Source organism: Pseudomonas sp. B15(2017) (assembly GCF_002113215.1).
Classification (GTDB): domain Bacteria; phylum Pseudomonadota; class Gammaproteobacteria; order Pseudomonadales; family Pseudomonadaceae; genus Aquipseudomonas.
In genome coordinates this window covers 470,304-489,017 of record NZ_NEJZ01000003.1, presented here as the reverse complement: position 1 = coordinate 489,017, position 18,714 = coordinate 470,304, and the positions used below count along the sequence as shown (strand labels likewise).

At 61.1% G+C, this 18,714-nt stretch carries 19 protein-coding genes; 5 read left to right on the top strand and 14 right to left on the bottom strand.

Translation table 11 applies throughout. The features are described from left to right. Window positions 1–182: 182 nt before the first annotated feature. The 3 genes from CAF73_RS07770 to CAF73_RS07760 all read right to left on the bottom strand — a co-directional run bounded on the left by CAF73_RS07770 (window position 183) and on the right by CAF73_RS07760 (window position 2,899). On the bottom strand, window positions 183–1,154 hold the full coding sequence (locus CAF73_RS07770) for a thymidylate synthase (RefSeq protein ID WP_011336420.1): 972 nt from the start codon (window positions 1,152–1,154) through the stop codon (window positions 183–185). A 50-nt stretch (window positions 1,155–1,204) separates the two neighbouring features. Continuing rightward, the gene (gene lgt, locus CAF73_RS07765) at window positions 1,205–2,020 is read right to left on the bottom strand and encodes a prolipoprotein diacylglyceryl transferase (protein ID WP_007953463.1); all 816 of its coding nucleotides are present in this window, start codon (window positions 2,018–2,020) and stop codon (window positions 1,205–1,207) included. 96 nt (window positions 2,021–2,116) lie between these two features. Beyond that, on the bottom strand, window positions 2,117–2,899 hold the full coding sequence (locus tag CAF73_RS07760; RefSeq protein WP_085702385.1) for a sulfite exporter TauE/SafE family protein: 783 nt from the start codon (window positions 2,897–2,899) through the stop codon (window positions 2,117–2,119). Window positions 2,900–3,030: 131 nt separating this feature from the next. Between CAF73_RS07760 and CAF73_RS07755 the strand changes: the two genes are divergently transcribed. After that, window positions 3,031–3,777, top strand: coding sequence for an NRDE family protein (locus CAF73_RS07755; protein ID WP_085702384.1), 747 nt, complete (start codon window positions 3,031–3,033; stop codon window positions 3,775–3,777). A 54-nt stretch (window positions 3,778–3,831) separates the two neighbouring features. Here the strand turns inward: CAF73_RS07755 and ptsP are convergent, their stop codons facing one another. Together ptsP and CAF73_RS07745 are read right to left on the bottom strand one after the other, a co-directional pair. Further along, window positions 3,832–6,111, bottom strand: coding sequence for a phosphoenolpyruvate--protein phosphotransferase (gene ptsP / locus CAF73_RS07750; protein ID WP_085697894.1), 2,280 nt, complete (start codon window positions 6,109–6,111; stop codon window positions 3,832–3,834). 22 nt (window positions 6,112–6,133) lie between these two features. Continuing rightward, on the bottom strand, window positions 6,134–6,613 hold the full coding sequence (locus tag CAF73_RS07745; protein WP_053163553.1) for an RNA pyrophosphohydrolase: 480 nt from the start codon (window positions 6,611–6,613) through the stop codon (window positions 6,134–6,136). 143 nt (window positions 6,614–6,756) lie between these two features. Here CAF73_RS07745 and CAF73_RS07740 point away from each other — a divergent pair, with 143 nt between their 5' ends. Beyond that, window positions 6,757–7,413, top strand: a complete 657-nt coding sequence (locus CAF73_RS07740) for an HAD family phosphatase (protein WP_085702383.1) — start codon at window positions 6,757–6,759, stop codon at window positions 7,411–7,413. Window positions 7,414–7,531: 118 nt separating this feature from the next. Here CAF73_RS07740 and CAF73_RS07735 read toward each other — a convergent pair whose 3' ends face one another. Together CAF73_RS07735 and ilvA are read right to left on the bottom strand one after the other, a co-directional pair. Then, window positions 7,532–7,957 carry a DUF2269 family protein gene (locus CAF73_RS07735; RefSeq protein ID WP_085702382.1) on the bottom strand — a complete coding sequence of 142 codons (426 nt, stop codon included), beginning with the start codon at window positions 7,955–7,957 and terminating at the stop codon, window positions 7,532–7,534. 39 nt (window positions 7,958–7,996) lie between these two features. Further along, complete coding sequence (gene ilvA / locus CAF73_RS07730) at window positions 7,997–9,511, bottom strand: threonine ammonia-lyase, biosynthetic (RefSeq protein WP_085702381.1); 1,515 nt, start codon at window positions 9,509–9,511, stop codon at window positions 7,997–7,999. 148 nt (window positions 9,512–9,659) lie between these two features. Here ilvA and rpiA point away from each other — a divergent pair, with 148 nt between their 5' ends. After that, complete coding sequence (gene rpiA / locus CAF73_RS07725) at window positions 9,660–10,334, top strand: ribose-5-phosphate isomerase RpiA (protein WP_085697898.1); 675 nt, start codon at window positions 9,660–9,662, stop codon at window positions 10,332–10,334. Window positions 10,335–10,481: 147 nt separating this feature from the next. Here rpiA and CAF73_RS07720 read toward each other — a convergent pair whose 3' ends face one another. The 4 genes from CAF73_RS07720 to CAF73_RS07705 form a co-directional block, all read right to left on the bottom strand. Then, window positions 10,482–11,399 carry an SdiA-regulated domain-containing protein gene (locus CAF73_RS07720; RefSeq protein WP_085702380.1) on the bottom strand — a complete coding sequence of 306 codons (918 nt, stop codon included), beginning with the start codon at window positions 11,397–11,399 and terminating at the stop codon, window positions 10,482–10,484. Window positions 11,400–11,517: 118 nt separating this feature from the next. After that, the gene (locus tag CAF73_RS07715; protein WP_085702379.1) at window positions 11,518–12,441 is read right to left on the bottom strand and encodes an SdiA-regulated domain-containing protein; all 924 of its coding nucleotides are present in this window, start codon (window positions 12,439–12,441) and stop codon (window positions 11,518–11,520) included. 196 nt (window positions 12,442–12,637) lie between these two features. Beyond that, a complete protein-coding gene (locus CAF73_RS07710; RefSeq protein WP_085697901.1) occupies window positions 12,638–13,303 on the bottom strand; it encodes a fumarylacetoacetate hydrolase family protein in 666 nt (221 codons plus the stop codon). 40 nt (window positions 13,304–13,343) lie between these two features. Then, on the bottom strand, window positions 13,344–14,738 hold the full coding sequence (locus CAF73_RS07705; RefSeq protein WP_085702378.1) for an FAD-binding oxidoreductase: 1,395 nt from the start codon (window positions 14,736–14,738) through the stop codon (window positions 13,344–13,346). A gap of 204 nt (window positions 14,739–14,942) precedes the next feature. Here CAF73_RS07705 and serA point away from each other — a divergent pair, with 204 nt between their 5' ends. Beyond that, the gene (serA, locus tag CAF73_RS07700; protein ID WP_007953487.1) at window positions 14,943–16,172 is read left to right on the top strand and encodes a phosphoglycerate dehydrogenase; all 1,230 of its coding nucleotides are present in this window, start codon (window positions 14,943–14,945) and stop codon (window positions 16,170–16,172) included. Window positions 16,173–16,233: 61 nt separating this feature from the next. Here the strand turns inward: serA and CAF73_RS07695 are convergent, their stop codons facing one another. Beyond that, complete coding sequence (locus tag CAF73_RS07695) at window positions 16,234–16,659, bottom strand: DUF4399 domain-containing protein (protein WP_007953489.1); 426 nt, start codon at window positions 16,657–16,659, stop codon at window positions 16,234–16,236. Between the two features lie 132 nt (window positions 16,660–16,791). On the opposite strand from CAF73_RS07695, the gene CAF73_RS07690 reads away from it, so the two are divergent. Then, complete coding sequence (locus CAF73_RS07690) at window positions 16,792–17,376, top strand: transporter substrate-binding domain-containing protein (protein WP_085702377.1); 585 nt, start codon at window positions 16,792–16,794, stop codon at window positions 17,374–17,376. A 118-nt stretch (window positions 17,377–17,494) separates the two neighbouring features. On the opposite strand, the gene CAF73_RS07685 is transcribed toward CAF73_RS07690, so the two are convergent. Both CAF73_RS07685 and CAF73_RS07680 read right to left on the bottom strand, forming a co-directional pair. Further along, window positions 17,495–17,980 carry a DUF523 domain-containing protein gene (locus tag CAF73_RS07685; protein ID WP_085702376.1) on the bottom strand — a complete coding sequence of 162 codons (486 nt, stop codon included), beginning with the start codon at window positions 17,978–17,980 and terminating at the stop codon, window positions 17,495–17,497. A 1-nt stretch (window position 17,981) separates the two neighbouring features. Further along, on the bottom strand, window positions 17,982–18,614 hold the full coding sequence (locus CAF73_RS07680; RefSeq protein ID WP_085697905.1) for a 2OG-Fe(II) oxygenase: 633 nt from the start codon (window positions 18,612–18,614) through the stop codon (window positions 17,982–17,984). Window positions 18,615–18,714: the final 100 nt, after the last annotated feature.

Sequence of the window (18,714 nt, the reverse complement as noted above, 5' to 3'; positions counted from 1 at the left end):
GAAATCTCCCACGGATCTGTACTGCGCCAACAGTCAGAATCGAGCCTTGTCCCTCCTCCTCCCTTCAAGTACCAGCATACAAGCGAGCTTGCTCGCGAAGGCGGAGTGTCAGTTGGTAAAAATATCGACTGACCCGACGCTTTCGCGAGCAAGCTCGCTCCCACAGTTTTTTACATTGCCTGTCAGACCGCCATCGGCGCGGTCATCGGCGCATGGTGCTCGTAGCCTTCCAGCGAGAAGTCGCTCGGCTCTACCAGCTCCAGCCACTCCGGCTGATACACGCCCGTCTTGGCAAATTCCGGCACACGATCCGAAATCTTCAGCTTCGGCATGGCGAACGGCTCGCGCTTGAGCTGTTCGTTGAGCATGTCCAGGTGGTTTTCGTAGACGTGGGCATCACCGATGAAATAGGTGAACCAGCGCGGCGTGTAGCCGGTCAGGCGACCGATCAGGCTCAGCAGCGCGGCGCCTTCGGTGAGGTTGAACGGCGTGCCCAGGCCCAGGTCGTTGGAGCGGATGTAGAGGGTCAGAGAGATCTCTTTGGTCTCGACATTCGGGTGGAACTGGTACAGCAGATGGCACGGCGGCAAGGCCATTTCATCGAGCTGGGCGCAGTTCCAGCCGTGGAACAGGATGCGGCGGCTGCCCGGGTCCTTGATGATCGTGTCGACGCACTGGCGCACCTGATCGATGGCTTTGTACAAGACCACGTAGGCCTGGCCGTCTTCTTCGCCCTGGGCAATCTGCTTGTAGCCGTTGCTCAGGGTCTGTTCGATGGCGGCGGTGTTGCTCAGCGGAATCTGCTTGTAGGCCGGCCATTTGCGCCATTGCACGCCGTAGATTTCGCCGAGGTCGTCTTCACCCTGGCGGAACGGGTTGGCCAGCCACTGGGCGTTTTCGTTGGCGTTCTGATCCCAGACCTTGCAGCCCAGCGCACGGAATTCGGCGGCGTTGTTCACGCCACGCAGAAAGCCGCACATCTCGCCGATGGCCGATTTGAAGGCCATCTTGCGGGTGGTGATCGCCGGGAAACCTTCCTGCAGATCGAAGCGCAGCATGGCGCCCGGAAAGCTGATAGTGTTCACGCCGGTACGGTTGGCCTGTTTGGTGCCGTTGTTGATGACGTGCGACACCAGATCGAGATATTGCTTCATGAGTTACCTGTGTCCTTGAGCCCCGGCAAACATCGCCGGGGTTCGAATGTTTAAGCTGTCGGTGCAACCGGCGCCGCCGGGGCGCGGTGGTAGGCCAGCCAGATCAGGAACAGCCCGCCGATGATCATCGGTACGCAGAGTACCTGCCCCATGGTCAGCCAGTTCCAGGCCAGATAGCCCAGTTGCGCGTCCGGCACGCGAACGAATTCGACGATGAAACGGAAGATGCCGTAGAACAGCGCGAACATGCCGGAGACCGCCATGGTCGGCCGGGGCTTGCGCGAGAACAGCCAGAGGATCAGGAACAGCGCCACGCCTTCGAGCGCGAACTGATACAGCTGCGACGGGTGACGCGGCAGTTGCGCCGGGTCGCTGAACGGCGGAAACACCATGGCCCACGGCACGTCGGTGGCCTTGCCCCACAGCTCGGCGTTGATGAAGTTGCCGATGCGCCCGGCGCCCAGGCCGATCGGCACCATCGGCGCCACGAAGTCCATCAGCTGGAAGAACGACTTGCCGTTACGCTTGCCGAACCACAGCGCGGCCAGCATCACGCCGATGAAACCGCCGTGGAACGACATGCCGCCCTTCCACACCTCGAAAATCAGCGTCGGGTTGGCGATGTAGGCGCTCAGGTCGTAGAACAGCACATAGCCCAGACGTCCGCCGACAATCACCCCCATCGACAGCCAGAACACCAGATCGGAGAGTTTCTCCTTGGTCCAGGTCGGGTCGAAACGGTTGAGCCGGCGCGATGCCAGCAACCACGCGCCGCCGATGCCGACCAGGTACATCAGGCCGTACCAGTGGATTTTCAGCGGACCGATGGCCAGGGCCACCGGATCGATCTGCGGGTAAGGCAGCATTGCGACTCCTCGTTAGCATTCAAATCTTCAAAAATTCCCGGGCGACGCTGTCACCACAGGATTAACCCAGGATTGCGACCTGCCAAAACAGACGGTTCAGAACAAAAAGCTCAAGCCCACGCAAAACAGCAAAGCCGCGAACAGCCGTTTCAGCAACTTCGGCGACAACCTGTGCGCCAGCCGCGCGCCGAGACGGGCGAATACCATGCTGGTCAGGGCAATGCCGAGCAGCGCCGGCAGATACACAAAACCGAGACTATGAGCCGGCAGTAACGGATCATGCCAGCCCAGAATCATGAAACTTATTGCACTGGCCACGGCAATCGGCAGGCCGCAGGCCGACGAGGTCGCCACCGCCTGCTGCATCGGTAGGCTGCGCCAGGTCAGGAACGGCACGGTCAGCGAGCCGCCGCCGATCCCGAAAATCGCCGACGCCCAGCCGATCACACTGCCGGCCACGGTCAGACCGAGTTTGCCCGGCACCGTTCGGCTGGCCCTGGGTTTGACATCCAGTGCCAACTGCGCCGCGATCACCAGGGCAAACACACCGATGATCTTTTGCAGGTTGGGCCCGGAGATCGCCTCGGCGGTCAGCGCACCGAAACCGGCGCCGAGCAGGATGCCGACGGTCATCCAGCGGAAGATCGGCCAGCGCACCGCGCCGCGTCGATGATGTTCACGCACGGCGTTGACCGAGGTGAAGATGATCGTCGCCAGGGACGTGCCGACCGCCAGATGGGTCAGGATCGACGGATCGAAGCCCTGCAAGGTGAAACTGAACACCAGCACCGGCACGATGATGATCCCGCCGCCCACTCCGAACAGCCCGGCCAATACGCCCGCACAGGCGCCGAGCGCCAGATAGAGCAGAAATTCCATGACTGCCTCCCAAGGCGCGTCCCCAAAACCGGAGCGGCATGGTAACGGATGGATACCCTTCGGCTCCACTGGCGATGGATGCACGGACAATGTCTGCGTAGAGTGGGCAAAAAACACACAAGGACCACCTTATGTGCCTGATCGTTTTCGCCTGGCGGCCGGGGCATGCCCAGCCGCTGATCGTTGCGGCCAACCGCGACGAGTTCTACGCCCGGCCCAGCCTGCCGCTGGCGCAGTGGCCCGAGTCGCCGCATGTTCATGCCGGTCGGGATCTGGAGGCTGGGGGCACCTGGCTCGGCCTGGGCGCCAACGGTCGTTTTGCGGCGCTGACCAACATTCGCGATCCGCATCAACCGCCGGCCCGACGCTCTCGGGGCGAGCTGGTGGCGGGATTTCTGACCGGAAACCTGTCGATCGATGACTATTTGTCCGACGTTGTCGCCCGCTCCCCGGAATATGCCGGCTTCAACCTGCTGCTGGGCAATACCAACGAGCTGTGGCATTTCAATGCGCGGTCATCGGAACCGGTGATGTTGCAGCCCGGCGTTTATGGTTTGTCCAACGCCGGGCTGGATACGCCATGGCCGAAACTGCTCAAGGCCAAGGCAGCGTTGAGTGGCGTGCTGGATGATCCGCAGCCCGAGCGGTTGTTGGCGTTGTTGGGGGATGCGCAAACGGCGCCGTTTGCCGAGCTGCCGGATACCGGCGTGGGGCTGGCGACCGAGTCGTTGCTGTCGAGTGTGTTTATTGCCAGCCAGAGCTACGGGACACGGGCGAGTACGGCGTTGATTGTGCAGGCTGACGGGACGCGGCGGATGGTGGAGCGCAGTTTCGGGCCGTATGGCGGGCACTTGGGGGAAGTGGAAATTCTGATTTAGGCGTTGCTATACGGGCGCCATCGCTGGCTTGCCAGCGATGAGGCCCTCAGAATTTCAGAGCGGGTTGGCTGCCGCCGGATTGACCATCTTCGCCAACCCGAGTTTCTTCAACGCCAGTTGCAGCGAGCTGTGGATCACCTGCGGGTTGTCGATGGTCATCAACTCCGCCAGCAGTTCCTTGGCCTTGCTCAGGTTGATCTGGCGCAACATCCATTTCACCTTCGGCAGGTTGGTGGCGTTCATCGACAGGCTGTCGAAGCCCATCGCCATCAACAGCACCGCCGCCGCCGGGTCACCGGCCATCTCGCCGCAGATGCTCACCGGCTTGCCTTCGGCATGGGCGTCGCGCACCACGGTTTGCAGGGCTTGCAGCACCGCCGGGTGCAGGTAGTCGTAGAGATCGGCGACCCGCGGGTTGTTGCGATCCACGGCCAGCAGGTACTGGGTCAGGTCGTTGGAGCCGACCGACAGGAAGTCCACCATCCGCGCCAGCTCTTTGGTCTGGTAAACCGCCGCAGGAATTTCGATCATCACACCCACTGGCGGCATCGGCACGTCGGTGCCTTCGTCGCGCACTTCGCCCCAGGCACGGTGAATCAGGTGCAGCGCTTCTTCGAGCTCGTGGATGCCGGAGATCATCGGCAACAGGATCCGCAGATTGTTCAGGCCTTCGCTGGCCTTGAGCATCGCGCGGGTCTGCACCAGGAAGATTTCGGGATGATCGAGGGTGACGCGGATCCCGCGCCAGCCGAGGAACGGGTTGTCTTCCTTGATCGGGAAGTACGACAGCGACTTGTCGCCGCCGATGTCCAGGCTGCGCATGGTCACCGGTTGCGGGTGGAACGCGGCAAGCTGCTCGCGGTAGATCGCCAGTTGTTCCTTCTCGCTCGGGAAGCGCTGGTTGATCATGAACGGCACTTCGGTGCGGTACAGACCGACGCCTTCGGCGCCACGCTTCTGCGCCCGCGCCACGTCTGCCAGCAGGCCGGTGTTGACCCACAGCGGCATGCGGTGGCCGTCGAGGGTCACGCACGGCAGGTCGCGCAGGGAGTCGAGACCCAGCGCCAGTTGCTTCTCTTCTTCCACCACCTCGGCGAACTGCTTGCGCAGCACATCGCCGGGGTTGGTGTAGACCTCGCCGCGATTACCGTCGACGATCAGTTCGATGCCGTCGACCTTGGCATACGGCAGGTCGACCAGGCCCATTACCGTCGGGATGCCCATGGCCCGGGCCAGGATCGCGACGTGGGAGTTGCCCGAACCGAGTACCGACACCAGACCGACCAGCGTGCCTTCCGGCACCTCGCCGAGCATTGCCGGCGTCAGTTCTTCGCTGACCAGAATGGTCTTTTCCGGATAGACCAGGTTCTGCTGACGCTCTTCCTGCAGGTAGGCGAGCAGGCGACGGCCCAGGTCCTTGACGTCCGACGCCCGCTCACGCAGGTATTCGTCGTCCATCAATTCGAAACGGTTGACGTGATCGGTCACGACCTGGCGCAGCGCGCCCTGGGCCCACTGGCCGGTCTTGATCACGGTGGTGATTTCGCTGCCCAGCGAGGCATCGTCGAGCATCATCAGGTAGACGTCGAACAGCGCGCGCTCTTCCGGACGCAGCTGGGTCGCCAGTTTGGCCGACAACGCACGCATGTCGGCCCGCACGCCTTCGATGGCGGTCTTGAACAGCGCGAGTTCCGCGTCGATGTCGGTGATGGTCTTGTCCGGCACCACGTCCAGATCCGCCGGCGGCAGCATGACCACCGCGGTACCGACCGCCGCACCCGGCGAACCCGGCACGCCGACGAACTTGGCTTCCTGGATGCCCTTGCCCTGACGGCCAAGGCCACGGATCGAGCCGGTAGCCTCGGCGTGAGCGATGACGCCCGCGAGTTGCGCGCTCATGGTCACGAGGAAGGCTTCTTCACCTTCATCGAACTGGCGGCGTTCTTTCTGCTGGATGACCAACACGCCGACGACGCGGCGGTGGTGAATGATCGGCGCCCCGAGGAACGAGGCGTAGCGCTCCTCGCCGGTCTCGGCGAAGTAGCGGTAGCGCGGGTGATCCGCGGCGTTTTCGAGGTTCAGGGGTTCTTCACGCGTGCCGACCAGGCCGACCAGACCTTCGTTGGGTGCCATGCTGACCTTGCCGATCGAGCGCTTGTTCAAGCCCTCGGTGGCCATCAGCACGAAGCGGTTGGTCTCTGGATCAAGCAGGTAGACCGAGCAGACCTGGCTGCCCATGGCCTCTTTGACGCGCAACACAATAATCCCCAACGCCGCCTTGAGATCCTTGGCGGAGTTAACTTCCTGGACGATCTTGCGCAGCGTATTGAGCATGGCTCGGGGTCGAACTCCGTCGTCAGTCGCGCGCTAAAAGGCGCGGGGCAAGCTCTTTGAGAGCGCGGCGATACACTTCGCGCTTGAATGTCACCACCTGGCCCAACGGATACCAATAACTGACCCAGCGCCAGCCATCGAACTCCGGTTTACCGGTCAAATCCATCCGCACCCGCTGCTCGTTGGAGACCAGGCGCAGGAGAAACCATTTCTGTTTCTGGCCGATGCACAGCGGTTGGCTGTGGGTTCGCACCAGACGTTGCGGCAAACGATAGCGCAACCAGCCCCGGGTACAGGCGAGAATTTCAACATCTTCGCGTTCCAGGCCAACTTCTTCGTTCAGCTCGCGGTACAAGGCGTCTTCCGGCGTCTCCTCGGGATTGATTCCCCCTTGCGGAAACTGCCAGGCATCTTGATTGATACGGCGAGCCCATAGCACCTGGCCGGCGTCATTCGTCAGAATGATCCCGACATTAGGGCGGAAACCATCGGGGTCGATCACGGCAACAACCTCGCAAACGCATGTCGCCGCATTGTTCCACAAAGGTTGTGAAGGCGGCAACGAAGGTTCCGAGCTTATGTGCACTCTTGTGAAAAGACCGTATTCTTGTGGCCTTTTTACTGACTTTTCAGCGGGTAACTGCAATGCGCCTGGCTTTATTCGATTTGGACAACACCCTTTTGGGCGGCGACAGCGACCACGCCTGGGGCGATTATCTGTGCGAACGCGGCTTCCTTGACCCGATCGCCTACAAGACGCGCAATGACGAGTTCTACCAGGATTACCTGGCCGGCAAACTGGATAACGCCGCCTACCTGAACTTCTGCCTGGAGATTCTTGGCCGCACCGAGATGGCCGTGCTTGAGCAGTGGCACAACGATTACATGCGCGACTGCATCGAACCGATCATGTTGCCAAAGGCCGTTGAGTTGCTGAACCAGCACCGCGACGCCGGCGATAAGCTGGTGATCATCACCGCCACCAACCGCTTCGTCACCGCACCGATTGCTGCGCGCCTGGGCGTCGAAACCCTGATCGCCACCGAATGCGAGATGCAGGACGGCCGCTATACCGGACGCAGCACCGACGTGCCGTGCTTCCGTGAAGGCAAGGTGACGCGCCTGAACCGCTGGCTGGAAGAAACCGGGCATTCGCTGGAAGGCAGCTATTTCTACAGCGACTCGATGAATGACCTGCCGCTGCTGGAGCAGGTGGTGAATCCGGTCGCAGTCGACCCGGATCCGAACCTGCGGGCCGAAGCCGAGAAACGCGGCTGGCCGGTAATCAGTCTGCGCGACTGACTACGCCTTCGTCGGAACGCCGCCCGGACCAAGCCCGCCCCAACATTGGATCTGTGTCGCACACAATCCCCTGTGGGAGCGGGCTTGCTCGCGATTGGGGTCGACTCGATCCCGGGCCTTAAACCGGCTTGGCGCCCATCAAACCGGCAATCGCGATAAAGCAGACCAGCCCGAACAACGCCAGCCCCAGACTGAACCGGCCCACGCCGCCCGGCGCCTTGCGCAACCGGTTCAAGCGCACCAGCAGCCAGAACCACGCCAGTGCGGCCACGGTGTACAGCACGCTGGAAGCCAGAACCCACGTCTGCCCCAGCGGCCAGCCCACCAGATGCACCATCCACCAGCCGGTGAACGGCATGCTCACCAGCGCCAGTACGATCAACAACCAGACAAACAGCCATGGCCGCTGCAACGTGCGGCTGCCCGCCGTCGCATCACCGTTGCGCCGTGCGCGCCAGACGCCTGTTCCGAGGCCCAGCGCACCGAGCAGCAACACCGCGGTCGCCAGCATGTGCGCCGCTTTCAGGGCGGTTAACGTTTCCATGATCCGATTTCCTTATGGCCTGCCCATCAGCGTAGCCGTTCAGCCAAGAAACAGCTTATAGGCCGGGTTGTCGCTTTCGTCCCAGTACGGGTAGCCGATTTCCTCAAGGGCTGCGGGCACCAGATGACGTTCGTCGTGGGGCACTTGCAGGCCCGCCACCACACGGCCGTCCGCCGCACCGTGGTTGCGGTAGTGGAACATCGAGATGTTCCAGCGACCGCCGAGTTTGTTGAGGAAGTTGAACAGCGCACCCGGACGCTCCGGGAACTCGAAGCGCAGCACCACTTCATCGACCACGTGCGCCGCACGTCCGCCGACCATGTGACGGATGTGCAGCTTGGCCAGCTCGTTGTCGGTCAGGTCGAGCACCGGGAAACCCTGCTCGGTCAGGCTCGCCAGCAACGCACTGCGCGGGTCGTTGTCCGGGTGCGTCTGCACGCCGACGAAGATGTGCGCTTCGCTGCCATTGTTATAGCGGTAGTTGAATTCGGTGATCTGGCGCTTGCCGATGGCCTCGCAGAATGCCTTGAAGCTGCCGGCCTTCTCCGGGATGGTCACGGCGATGATCGCTTCACGACCTTCACCCAGCTCGGCGCGCTCGGCGACGTGGCGCAGACGGTCGAAGTTGACGTTGGCCCCGGAATCGATGGCCACGAAGGTCTGGCCGCTGACGCCGCGCTGCTCGACGTACTTCTTGATACCGGCCACGCCCAGGGCGCCGGCCGGTTCGGTGATCGAACGGGTATCGTCGTAGATGTCCTTGATCGCCGCGCAGATTTCGTCGGTACTGACGGTGATCACTTCGTCGACGTAATCCTTGCAGATGTCGAAGGTGTGCTGGCCGATCTGCGCCACTGCCACGCCGTCGGCGAAGATGCCCACGGTCGGCAGCACCACGCGCTCGCCCGCAGCCATTGCCGCTTGCAGGCAGTTGGAGTCGTCGGGCTCGACGCCGATGACCTTGATGTCCGGGCGCAGGTATTTCACATACGCCGCGATGCCGGCGATCAGACCGCCGCCGCCCACCGGAACGAAGATCGCATCCAGCGGCTGCGGGTGCTGACGCAGGATTTCCATCGCCACGGTGCCCTGCCCGGCAATGGTGTGCGGATCGTCGTACGGGTGGATATAGACGTAGCCTTTTTCATCGACCAGTTTCAGCGAGTAGGCCAGCGCTTCCGGGAAGGAATCGCCGTGCAGCACCACCTTGCCACCACGGGAGCGCACGCCTTCGACCTTGATTTCCGGGGTGGTCTTGGGCATCACGATGGTCGCCTTCACGCCCAGCACTTTCGCCGCCAGGGCCAGGCCCTGCGCGTGGTTGCCCGCCGACGCGGTGACCACGCCACGGGCGCGCTCTTCGTCGCTCAACTGGGTCAGCTTGTTGTAGGCGCCGCGAATCTTGAACGAGAACACCGGCTGCAAGTCTTCGCGCTTGAGCCAGATGTCGTTGCCCAGCCGCTCGGAGAGCTGGCGGGCGTTCTGCAGCGGCGTTTCTACGGCAACGTCATAAACGCGCGAGGTGAGGATCTTCTTGACGTACTGTTCGAGCATCGGAAAGCATCACTGAGCGGGTTGGGCAGGGCCAACGAGTCTAACCCGGCTTTTGGGCGCACGACCACACGAATCCAGAGGTTTTAGCCCGGCTTGAGGCTATAATGCCGGCCTTTCCGTTCTTACCTTGCCCGCTTCCGGAGCCCGCATGACCCAGGATCAACTCAAACAGGCCGTGGCCCAGGCCGCCGTCGACTTCATCCTTCCGAAACTCGACGACAAGAGCATCGTCGGCGTCGGCACCGGCTCCACCGCCAACTGCTTCATCGATGCCCTGGCCCAGCACAAGGGCGCATTCGATGGCGCGGTCGCGAGCTCCGAAGCCACCGCCGCGCGCCTCAAGGGCCACGGGATTCCGGTGTACGAGCTGAACACCGTGAGCAACCTGGAGTTCTACGTCGACGGCGCCGATGAAAGCGACGAACACCTGAACCTGATCAAGGGCGGCGGCGCAGCACTGACCCGCGAGAAGATCGTCGCGGCCGTGGCCAAGACCTTCATCTGCATCGCCGACGCCAGCAAACTGGTGCCGGTGCTGGGCGCGTTCCCGCTGCCGGTGGAAGTGATCCCGATGGCCCGCAGCCACGTGGCCCGCCAGCTGGTGAAGCTGGGCGGCGACCCGGTCTACCGCGAAGGCGTGCTGACCGACAACGGCAACATCATCCTGGACGTGCACAACCTGCAGATCACCAATCCGGTGGAGCTGGAAGCGCAGATCAACGCGATCGTCGGCGTGGTCACCAACGGCCTGTTCGCGGCACGCCCGGCGGATCTGTTGTTGCTGGGTACTTCCGAAGGTGTGAAAACACTGAAGGCTGAATAAGCCGAAACTACCCACATCTTTGTGGGCAGATGAAAAAACCTGTGGGAGCTAGCTTGCTAGCGATAGCGGTGTGACAGTCGACATGTTTGGCGACTGACCCTCCCTCATCGCGAGCAAGCTCGCTCCCACAGTGTTTTGGGGTTTTGGTTAGTTCTGCGCAGGCCTCTTGAAGACGTAGAACAGATTCGGCTCACTCACCAGATACAACGTCCCGTCGTCATCCATCGCGATACCTTCCGCCTGCGGCACGGTTTTCTTCAGGCCCTGTCGACCACCGCTCAACGACATCGTGCTCAACGGGCGCCCGTCCACATCCAGTTCCAGAATCAACCGCGATTCATCGGACAGAGCCAGCAAATGGCCGCTGCGCTCGTCGTATTGCAGGCTCGACAGATCTCGCACGAACATCCCGGCATCGCGTTTGGGATTGTTGATTACGTGTACCGCGTAGGATTTTTCCGGGTTGAAGTGCGGAAAACCGTGCACTTCATAGATCAGCATCGGGTCCCGTTCCTTGGCCACGAACAGGCGCTTGCCCACCGAGTCGTAAGCCAGACCTTCAAACCCCTTGTTGCCGCTCATGTGCACACCAAGGGTCATCTGCTCGGCGTCCGCCGCATCGAGGAACGTAGTGTCGTGCTCCAGATGGATCTTGATCAGCCGTTGCTGGCGCTCATCGGTGATTACGTAGGTATCGGCGCTGATGAACTCCACCGCCTCCGGATCGCCGAAGCCGATCAAGGCAACACGGCGCAGGATCGTGCCATCCAGTGACAGCTCGATCAGCTCGGCATTCTTGTTGGTCACGGTGAACAGGCTCTTGCGCACCGGATCGTAGGTCAGCGCCGAGACGTCGTCGTTCAGTCCGTCAATGACCTTCGCTTCGATCGCTACCCGATATTGATCCAGCCCGATGGCCTCGCTGTTCATCGGCTGCCAGAGCGTATGCAGGTTGAACCAGGCACGCTCGAACAGGCGCATGTATTGGCCAATCGCAATCAGCGCGATCAGGGCAATCACCGACAGGATGATGAACAGAGGCTTGGGACGGGCAAGTCGACGCATTCGGGGCAGGCTCGGAATCAAAACAGGCGGATGAAATATCACGCCTGTCTGAACTGAAGCTTAATGGCCACTTGCCTCAAGCCACAACTCCACAGATCTGCAATTGCTGCGGGAGCAATTACTTCTGCTTTTCGAAGCGGTAGAACAGGTTCGGCTCGCTGACCATGTACAGCGTGCCCGCCTCGTCCATGGTCACGCCTTCGGCGCGGGGAATGGTGTTCTTCAAGCCGTTGAAACCGCCGAGCAGGGTCATGAAGCTGACTTGTTCGCCCTTCTCGTCCAGCTCCAGCAACAGGTGCGAATCGGCGGACAGCACCAGGGTGTGACCGGTGCGCGGGTCAATCGCTAATGCTGAAAGGTTGCGCAGGTCCAGCTCATCGCTGTCGAGTTTCTGCTTGTCGCCTTTGAGCGTCTGGCTGCCGTCGCTTTTCCAGGTGAACAGCGCAGGCGGACGCTCCTCGCCCAGCAGCAGTTGCTGATTGCGAGCGTCCCAGGTAATGGCTTCGAAAGCTTTGTTCTGGTCTTTCGACGGGCCGAGGTCGTATTTGGGGAAATCGTCGCGTTTAAGCTCACGGGTGTCAGCATCGACCTTGACGATGGAGAGCATATGCGCGCGCTCGTCGACAATCGCCATCAAGCCGTTTTCCATCACCGTCAGGCCTTCCGGATTGCTCCAGCCCACCAGCGGCATCTTGCGCAGCACGTCGCCCTGCAGAGTCAGCTCGACCAGAAACGGGTTCTTGCCCATCACCGAAAACAGGGTTTTGGTCTGCGGGTTATAGGACAGGTCCGAAGCTTCGTCCTTCTCCATGCCAGGCAGCAGTTTGGCGTCGATGACCGCCCGGTAGTCCGGAAGCCAGACGCTTTCCTGCTTCTCGGTCGAACTCTCGAAGCGCTCCAGCACCCACAACAGGCCACGGTCATCCCAATGCATGGCAAACGCCAGCCCGTACGTAGCGGCGGCTACCAACAATAGCCAGGAATACCAGCGCAGGGCGAAGCGTGAACGACGAGCGGGTTTGAGCTGAGTTTGAGATGACATCAAAGGACGCGTTCCGAAAATTCAGGCTACGGGTAATAGCACAAAGAGGCCGGCTCAGACGCCAGAATGACCGGAATTATCCGGACTAAATGTGAAAAAAACGGCAAATGGCCGGAACGCCTTATGTGTTTGCGAGCTGAAACACACAAACAAATGTGGGAGCAAGCTCGCTCCCACATTTTTTTCAGAGTTGCCGTCAGCGAACGCTGCTGGTGAAGCGACTGGCGCCCGGCAGTTCCAGCACGATTTCATCGCCAACGTTCAGCGGACCGACGCCCACCGGTGTGCCGGTGAGAATCACGTCACCGGCCTGCAGCGAGAAGCAGCCGGCCATGTGCTGGATCATCGGCACGATCGGGTTGAGCATCGCGCTGCTGTTGCCGTCCTGGCGCACTTCGCCGTTGATGGTCAGGCGAATGCCGATGTCGGTCAGGTCGGAAAAGGTACTGCCGACCACAAACGGTGCAATCACCGCCGCGCCGTCGAACGACTTAGCGATTTCCCACGGCAGCCCTTTCGACTTGAGCTCGGCCTGCTTGTCGCGCAGGGTCAGGTCCAGCGCCGGGGCGAAACCGGAGATCGCGTCCAGCACTTCTTCACGGCTCGGCTTGGTCGACAGTGGCTTGCCGATCAACACAGCGATTTCCGCTTCGTAATGCACCGAGCCACGCTCGGTCGGAATGCTGAAACCGCCTTCCAGCGGTACCACGCAACTGCCGGGTTTGATGAACAGCAACGGCTCGGTAGGCACCGGGTTGTCCAGTTCCTTGGCGTGTTCGGCGTAGTTACGGCCGATGCACACCACTTTTCCCAGCGGAAAATGAATCCGCGTACCGTCGACATACTGGTGCTGATAGCTCATTACCGACTCCTGCCTTCATTGATTCATCAGGGATTGCCAATCAAACCGCGAAGATCTTGCCCGGGTTCATGATGCCGTTCGGGTCGAACACCGCCTTGACCGCTTTCATGTATTCGATTTCCACCGGCGAGCGGCTGTAGGTCAAGTAGTCGCGTTTGGTCATGCCCACGCCATGTTCGGCTGAAATCGAACCGTTGTACTTCTCGACGGTTTCGAACACCCACTTGTTGACGGTGGCGCACTTGGCGAAAAACTCGTCCTTGCTCAGGTTGTCCGGCTTGAGGATGTTCAGGTGAAGGTTGCCGTCACCGATGTGGCCGAACCAGACAATTTCGAAATCGGGATAGTGTTCACCGACGATCGCGTCGATTTCCTGCAGAAATGCCGGGACTTTCGAGACGGTGACCGAGATGTCGTTCTTGTACGGCGTCCAGTGGGAAATGGTTTCGGAAATGTATTCGCGCAACTTCCACAGGTTCTGCAACTGGGTTTCGCTCTGGCTCATCACGCCGTCCAGCACCCAGCCCTGCTCCACGCAATGCTCGAAGGTTTCCAGCGCGGTATTGGCCACTTCTTCGGTGGTCGCCTCGAATTCCAGCAAGGCATAGAACGGGCAGTCGGTTTCGAACGGCGCCGGGACGTCTCCACGGCCCATGACCTTGGCCAGGGCCTTGTCGGAGAAAAATTCGAACGCGGTCAGGTCGAGCCGGCCCTGGAATGCGTGCAGCACCGGCATGATCGAATCGAAATCAGCCGTGCCGAGGACCATCGCGGTCAGGTTTTTCGGCGAACGGTCCAGGCGCATGGTCGCCTCGACCACAAAACCCAGTGTGCCTTCGGCGCCGATGAACAGCTGCCGCAGGTCATAACCGGTGGCGTTCTTGATCAGGTCTTTGTTCAGTTCCAGCACATCGCCCTTGCCAGTCACCACTTTCATGCCTGCGACCCAATTGCGGGTCATGCCATAGCGAATGACCTTGATCCCGCCGGCATTGGTGCCGATATTGCCGCCAATCTGGCTGGAACCTGCCGAGGCGAAGTCGACCGGGTAGTACAAGTCATGTTCTTCGGCGGCATTCTGCAATTGCTCGGTGACCACGCCCGGCTGACAGACGGCGGTGCGGTCGGTGAGGTTGATATCGAGAATCTGGTTCATGTAGTCGAACGACACGACCACTTCGCCATTGGCGGCCACGGCGGCGGCGGAAAGCCCGGTGCGCCCGCCCGACGGCACCAGCGCCACTTTATGTTCGTTGGCCCAGCGCACGACGGCCTGCACCTGCTCGATGGTCTTGGGGAACACGATGGCGCTGGGCGCCGGGGCGAAATGCTTGGTCCAGTCCTTGCCATAAGCGTTCAGGGAGTCGGCATCGGTCAGGACCTTGCCAGGCTCGACCAGGGTCTTCAGTTCATCAATCAGGGCAGGATTGGTCATCGACGGAACTCTCGAACAATTCATGGTCATCCTGAGAACGCTTCACGTCGCAGGAATGAGTGATTAGCGGGGTGGCTATGCTAGCATACCGACCCCGCAGGCCAGTGCCCCAGGCCGGTTCTGCGGTGACGGCTTTCTTGTCGTCCAGGTCAATGTCTGTTGACCATTTCCTGCCATTTTTCTCCGGGATACAGGTTTACGCAGATGAGCAAGACTTCTCTCGATAAGAGCAAGATCAAGTTCCTTCTTCTCGAAGGCGTCCACCAATCGGCTGTCGACGTCCTCAAGGCGGCGGGCTACACCAGCATCGAATACCTGACAGGCTCCCTGCCGGAAGCCCAGCTCAAGGAAAAGATCGCTGACGCTCACTTCATCGGCATTCGCTCGCGCACCCAGCTGACCGAAGAGATCTTCGATCACGCCAAGAAGCTGGTCGCTGTCGGCTGTTTCTGCATCGGCACCAACCAGGTTGACCTGGAAGCGGCCCGCGAGCGCGGCATCGCCGTGTTCAACGCGCCGTACTCCAACACCCGCTCCGTGGCCGAGCTGGTGCTGGCCGAAGCGATCCTGCTGCTGCGCGGCATCCCTGAGAAAAACGCTTCCTGCCACCGTGGCGGCTGGATCAAGTCCGCAGCCAACTCCTTCGAGATCCGTGGCAAGAAACTGGGCATCGTCGGTTACGGCTCGATCGGTACTCAGCTGTCGGTCCTGGCGGAAGGTCTGGGCATGCAGGTGTTCTTTTACGACACCGTGACCAAGCTGCCACTGGGCAACGCGACCCAGGTCGGCAACCTGCACGAGCTGCTGGGCATGTCCGACATCGTCACCCTGCACGTTCCGGAAACCGCTGCGACCCAGTGGATGATCGGCGAGAAGGAAATCCGCGCCATCAAGAAGGGCGGCATCCTGATCAACGCTGCACGCGGCACCGTGGTCGAGCTGGATCACCTGGCCGCCGCGATCAAGGACAAGCACCTGATCGGCGCCGCCATTGACGTGTTCCCGGTCGAGCCGCGCTCCAACGACGAAGAGTTCGAAAGCCCGTTGCGCGGCCTGGACAACGTGATTCTGACCCCGCACATCGGTGGTTCCACCGCTGAAGCGCAGGCCAACATCGGTCTGGAAGTAGCAGAAAAACTGGTCAAGTACAGCGACAACGGTACCTCGGTATCGTCCGTGAACTTCCCGGAAGTGGCCCTGCCGGCTCACCCTGGCAAGCACCGTCTGCTGCACATCCACGAGAACATCCCGGGTGTGATGAGCGAGATCAACAAGGTCTTCGCCGAAAACGGCATCAACATTTCGGGTCAGTTCCTGCAGACCAACGAGAAGGTCGGCTACGTGGTGATCGACGTCGACGCCGAGTACTCGGAACTGGCGCAAGAGAAGCTGCAACACGTCAACGGCACCATCCGTAGCCGCGTGCTGTTCTGATCCGGCGCTGAGCGACAAAAAAGGGAGCCTTCGGGCTCCCTTTTTCATGCACGCGAGAACGTCATTCGACGTTGACGGTGATCTTCTTCGACACGATCGGCGGATCGAACGCCATGTGACCGCTGTCACCCAGCTCCAGTTGCAGGGTGTGCTTGCCCGGCGCGAGTTTGATGTCGGCCTGGGTCTGCGCCTTGCCGAAATGCATGTGGTTGGCGTCGGTCGGTACAACGGAGCCGGCCGGAACGATTTCCTTGGCATCGATCAGCAGATGGTGATGACCGGTGTTCTTGGTGACGTCACCGGCCGGCGCCAGCGCGATGTCCTTTACACCGAACTTGACCGTGAAGGTCTGCGGAACCGTGGCTCCGTCCTCGGGAGAAACGATGAACACTTCGGCGCCCTTCGGTGCCGGAGTGGCCGCACTGGCCAGTACCGAAACACCCATCAGCACACCGGCCAACGCTGCACGTGACATAAAGCTTTTCATTTTCTTCTCCAGTTTTTCCGTAAAATCCGCACGGTCATGACAACTTCATGACCATTCGTTGTCGAAGGCACTCGACAACCATAGCAAAGCGAGCCTGGAAAACAGGCCGATATCGATTTCAAAGGAGTGACCATGCGTTTTCTGCCTGGCCTGATCTGTCTGCTTCCCCTTCTGAGCCCTCTGGCTCACGCCGAACTGATTGATGACGTCAACGACCGTGGCGAGTTGCGCATAGCCCTTGAGGCTAATACACCGCCCTTCAATTTCAAGGACGGCGACACGCTCACGGGGTTCGAGGTCGAGCTTGGGCAACTGCTGGCCAACGAACTGGATGTGCGGGCCGACTTCATCGTCACCGACGAAGCCGATCTGCTCCAGGGCGTCGAAAGCGGCAAGTACGACGTCGCGCTCAACCACATAGCACTGACACCTGAGCTCAAGGAACGTTTCGACATGAGCGAGCCTTACACGCAGGTGAATGCACAATTGCTGGCGAAAAAGGACGAGCAGCCCCGGCCGATGGTACTGGCCCAGACACTGACCGAAGAGAAACCGAAGGTCGGGCCGCCGGTGGATCTGGCGATTCCGTTTCAGAAGGGTAACCCGGCGTTCCACGCAAGCCTGGAAAATGCCTTGCAGCGGATCAGGGCGGATGGGCGGCTGGAAGCGTTGTCGAAAAAGTGGCTGAGCGTGCAGGCCTCTGAAGACCTGAAGTGAACACAACTTCCATGTGGGAGCGAGCTTGCTCGCGAAAGCGGCCTGTCAGCCACCGATATCGGTACTGACAATACGCAATCGCGAGCAAGTTCACTCCCACAGTGTTGTAGGTGTGTGATTAGTCGAGTTGTGTCAGCGCTTGTGCAGCCTGCGGCAATTCGAGCTCGCTGAAGACCTGCACTCCATGGCGCTTGAGCAACGCTGCAGTAACCCCCTCGCCACTCACCTTCACCCCACTGAACGTCCCGTCATAGGTCAACAGGTTTCCGCACGAAGGACTGTTGGCCTTGAGCACCGCCACCCGAATCCCGTGCTTGTGCACCAGCGCCAACGCCTGCCGCGCGCCGTCGAGAAACTGCGCGCTGACATCTTCGCCCTCGGTGGTGATCACCGAGGCGAGTCCGTCCAGTACTTCGCTGCCCTGCCCGCCCGGAATCTCTGCCGCCGCTCGTGGCGTCGGCAAGCCGCCGGCGACCTCCGGACACAACGGCACCACGCGCCCTTCGGCAATCCACTGTTCCAGCAGATCGAACGGCCCGCTGGCCCCACCGTCATAACGCACGCGATGGCCCAGCAGGCAGCGACTGACCAGAATCCTGTGCATCTCAGAACGGCTCGTTGCCACGGCGGCGGAACCAGCCTGTCAGCGACAGCCGCTCGCGCTGTGCCGGCAGAACCTCGTGGGGGACTTCACCGGAGAGAAACACCACCAGACAACCGCCCGTAGGCTGTACGTCATGAACGCGGTCGTTCTCCAGGTACATGCGCAGCTGCCCGCCATCCTCCGGCAACCAGCCGTCGTTGAGGTAGATCACCGCCGAGACCATGCGTCGGTCATCGTCGCGGAAACGGTCGACATGCTTGCGGTAGAACGCGCCCGGCGGGTACAGGGCGAAATGGCATTCGAAATCTTCCAGACCGAGGAACAGTCCGCGATTGAGGGCCTCGCGCAAACTGTCCATCAGGTTCAGATAACGGTCGCTGGCCTCGGCCTGGCCGGGATCGATCCATTGGATATGGTCGCCGCGAATGCCCTCGCGAACCTCAGAAAACGGCCCGCGTCCGACGCCCGCCGGCGCCAATTCACCTTCGGCGTCACGTTTGCGGCACTCGGCCGCCAGCGCGCGGGTCAAATCCGCAGGCAGGAAAATGTTCTGCTGCGACCAGCCGCGCTCGGCCAGGTCGTCGACGATACGTAACAGCAGCGGGTGATCAGAGGATATTTGCATGGCGCGCATAGTATGCCTGCGGCAAGAAATCCGACAGAGCCACGCGGCGGCTTGATACGAATTCTCGACAAGTACTGGCACCGCACGGAGAATAGTCGGCTGCCGACAG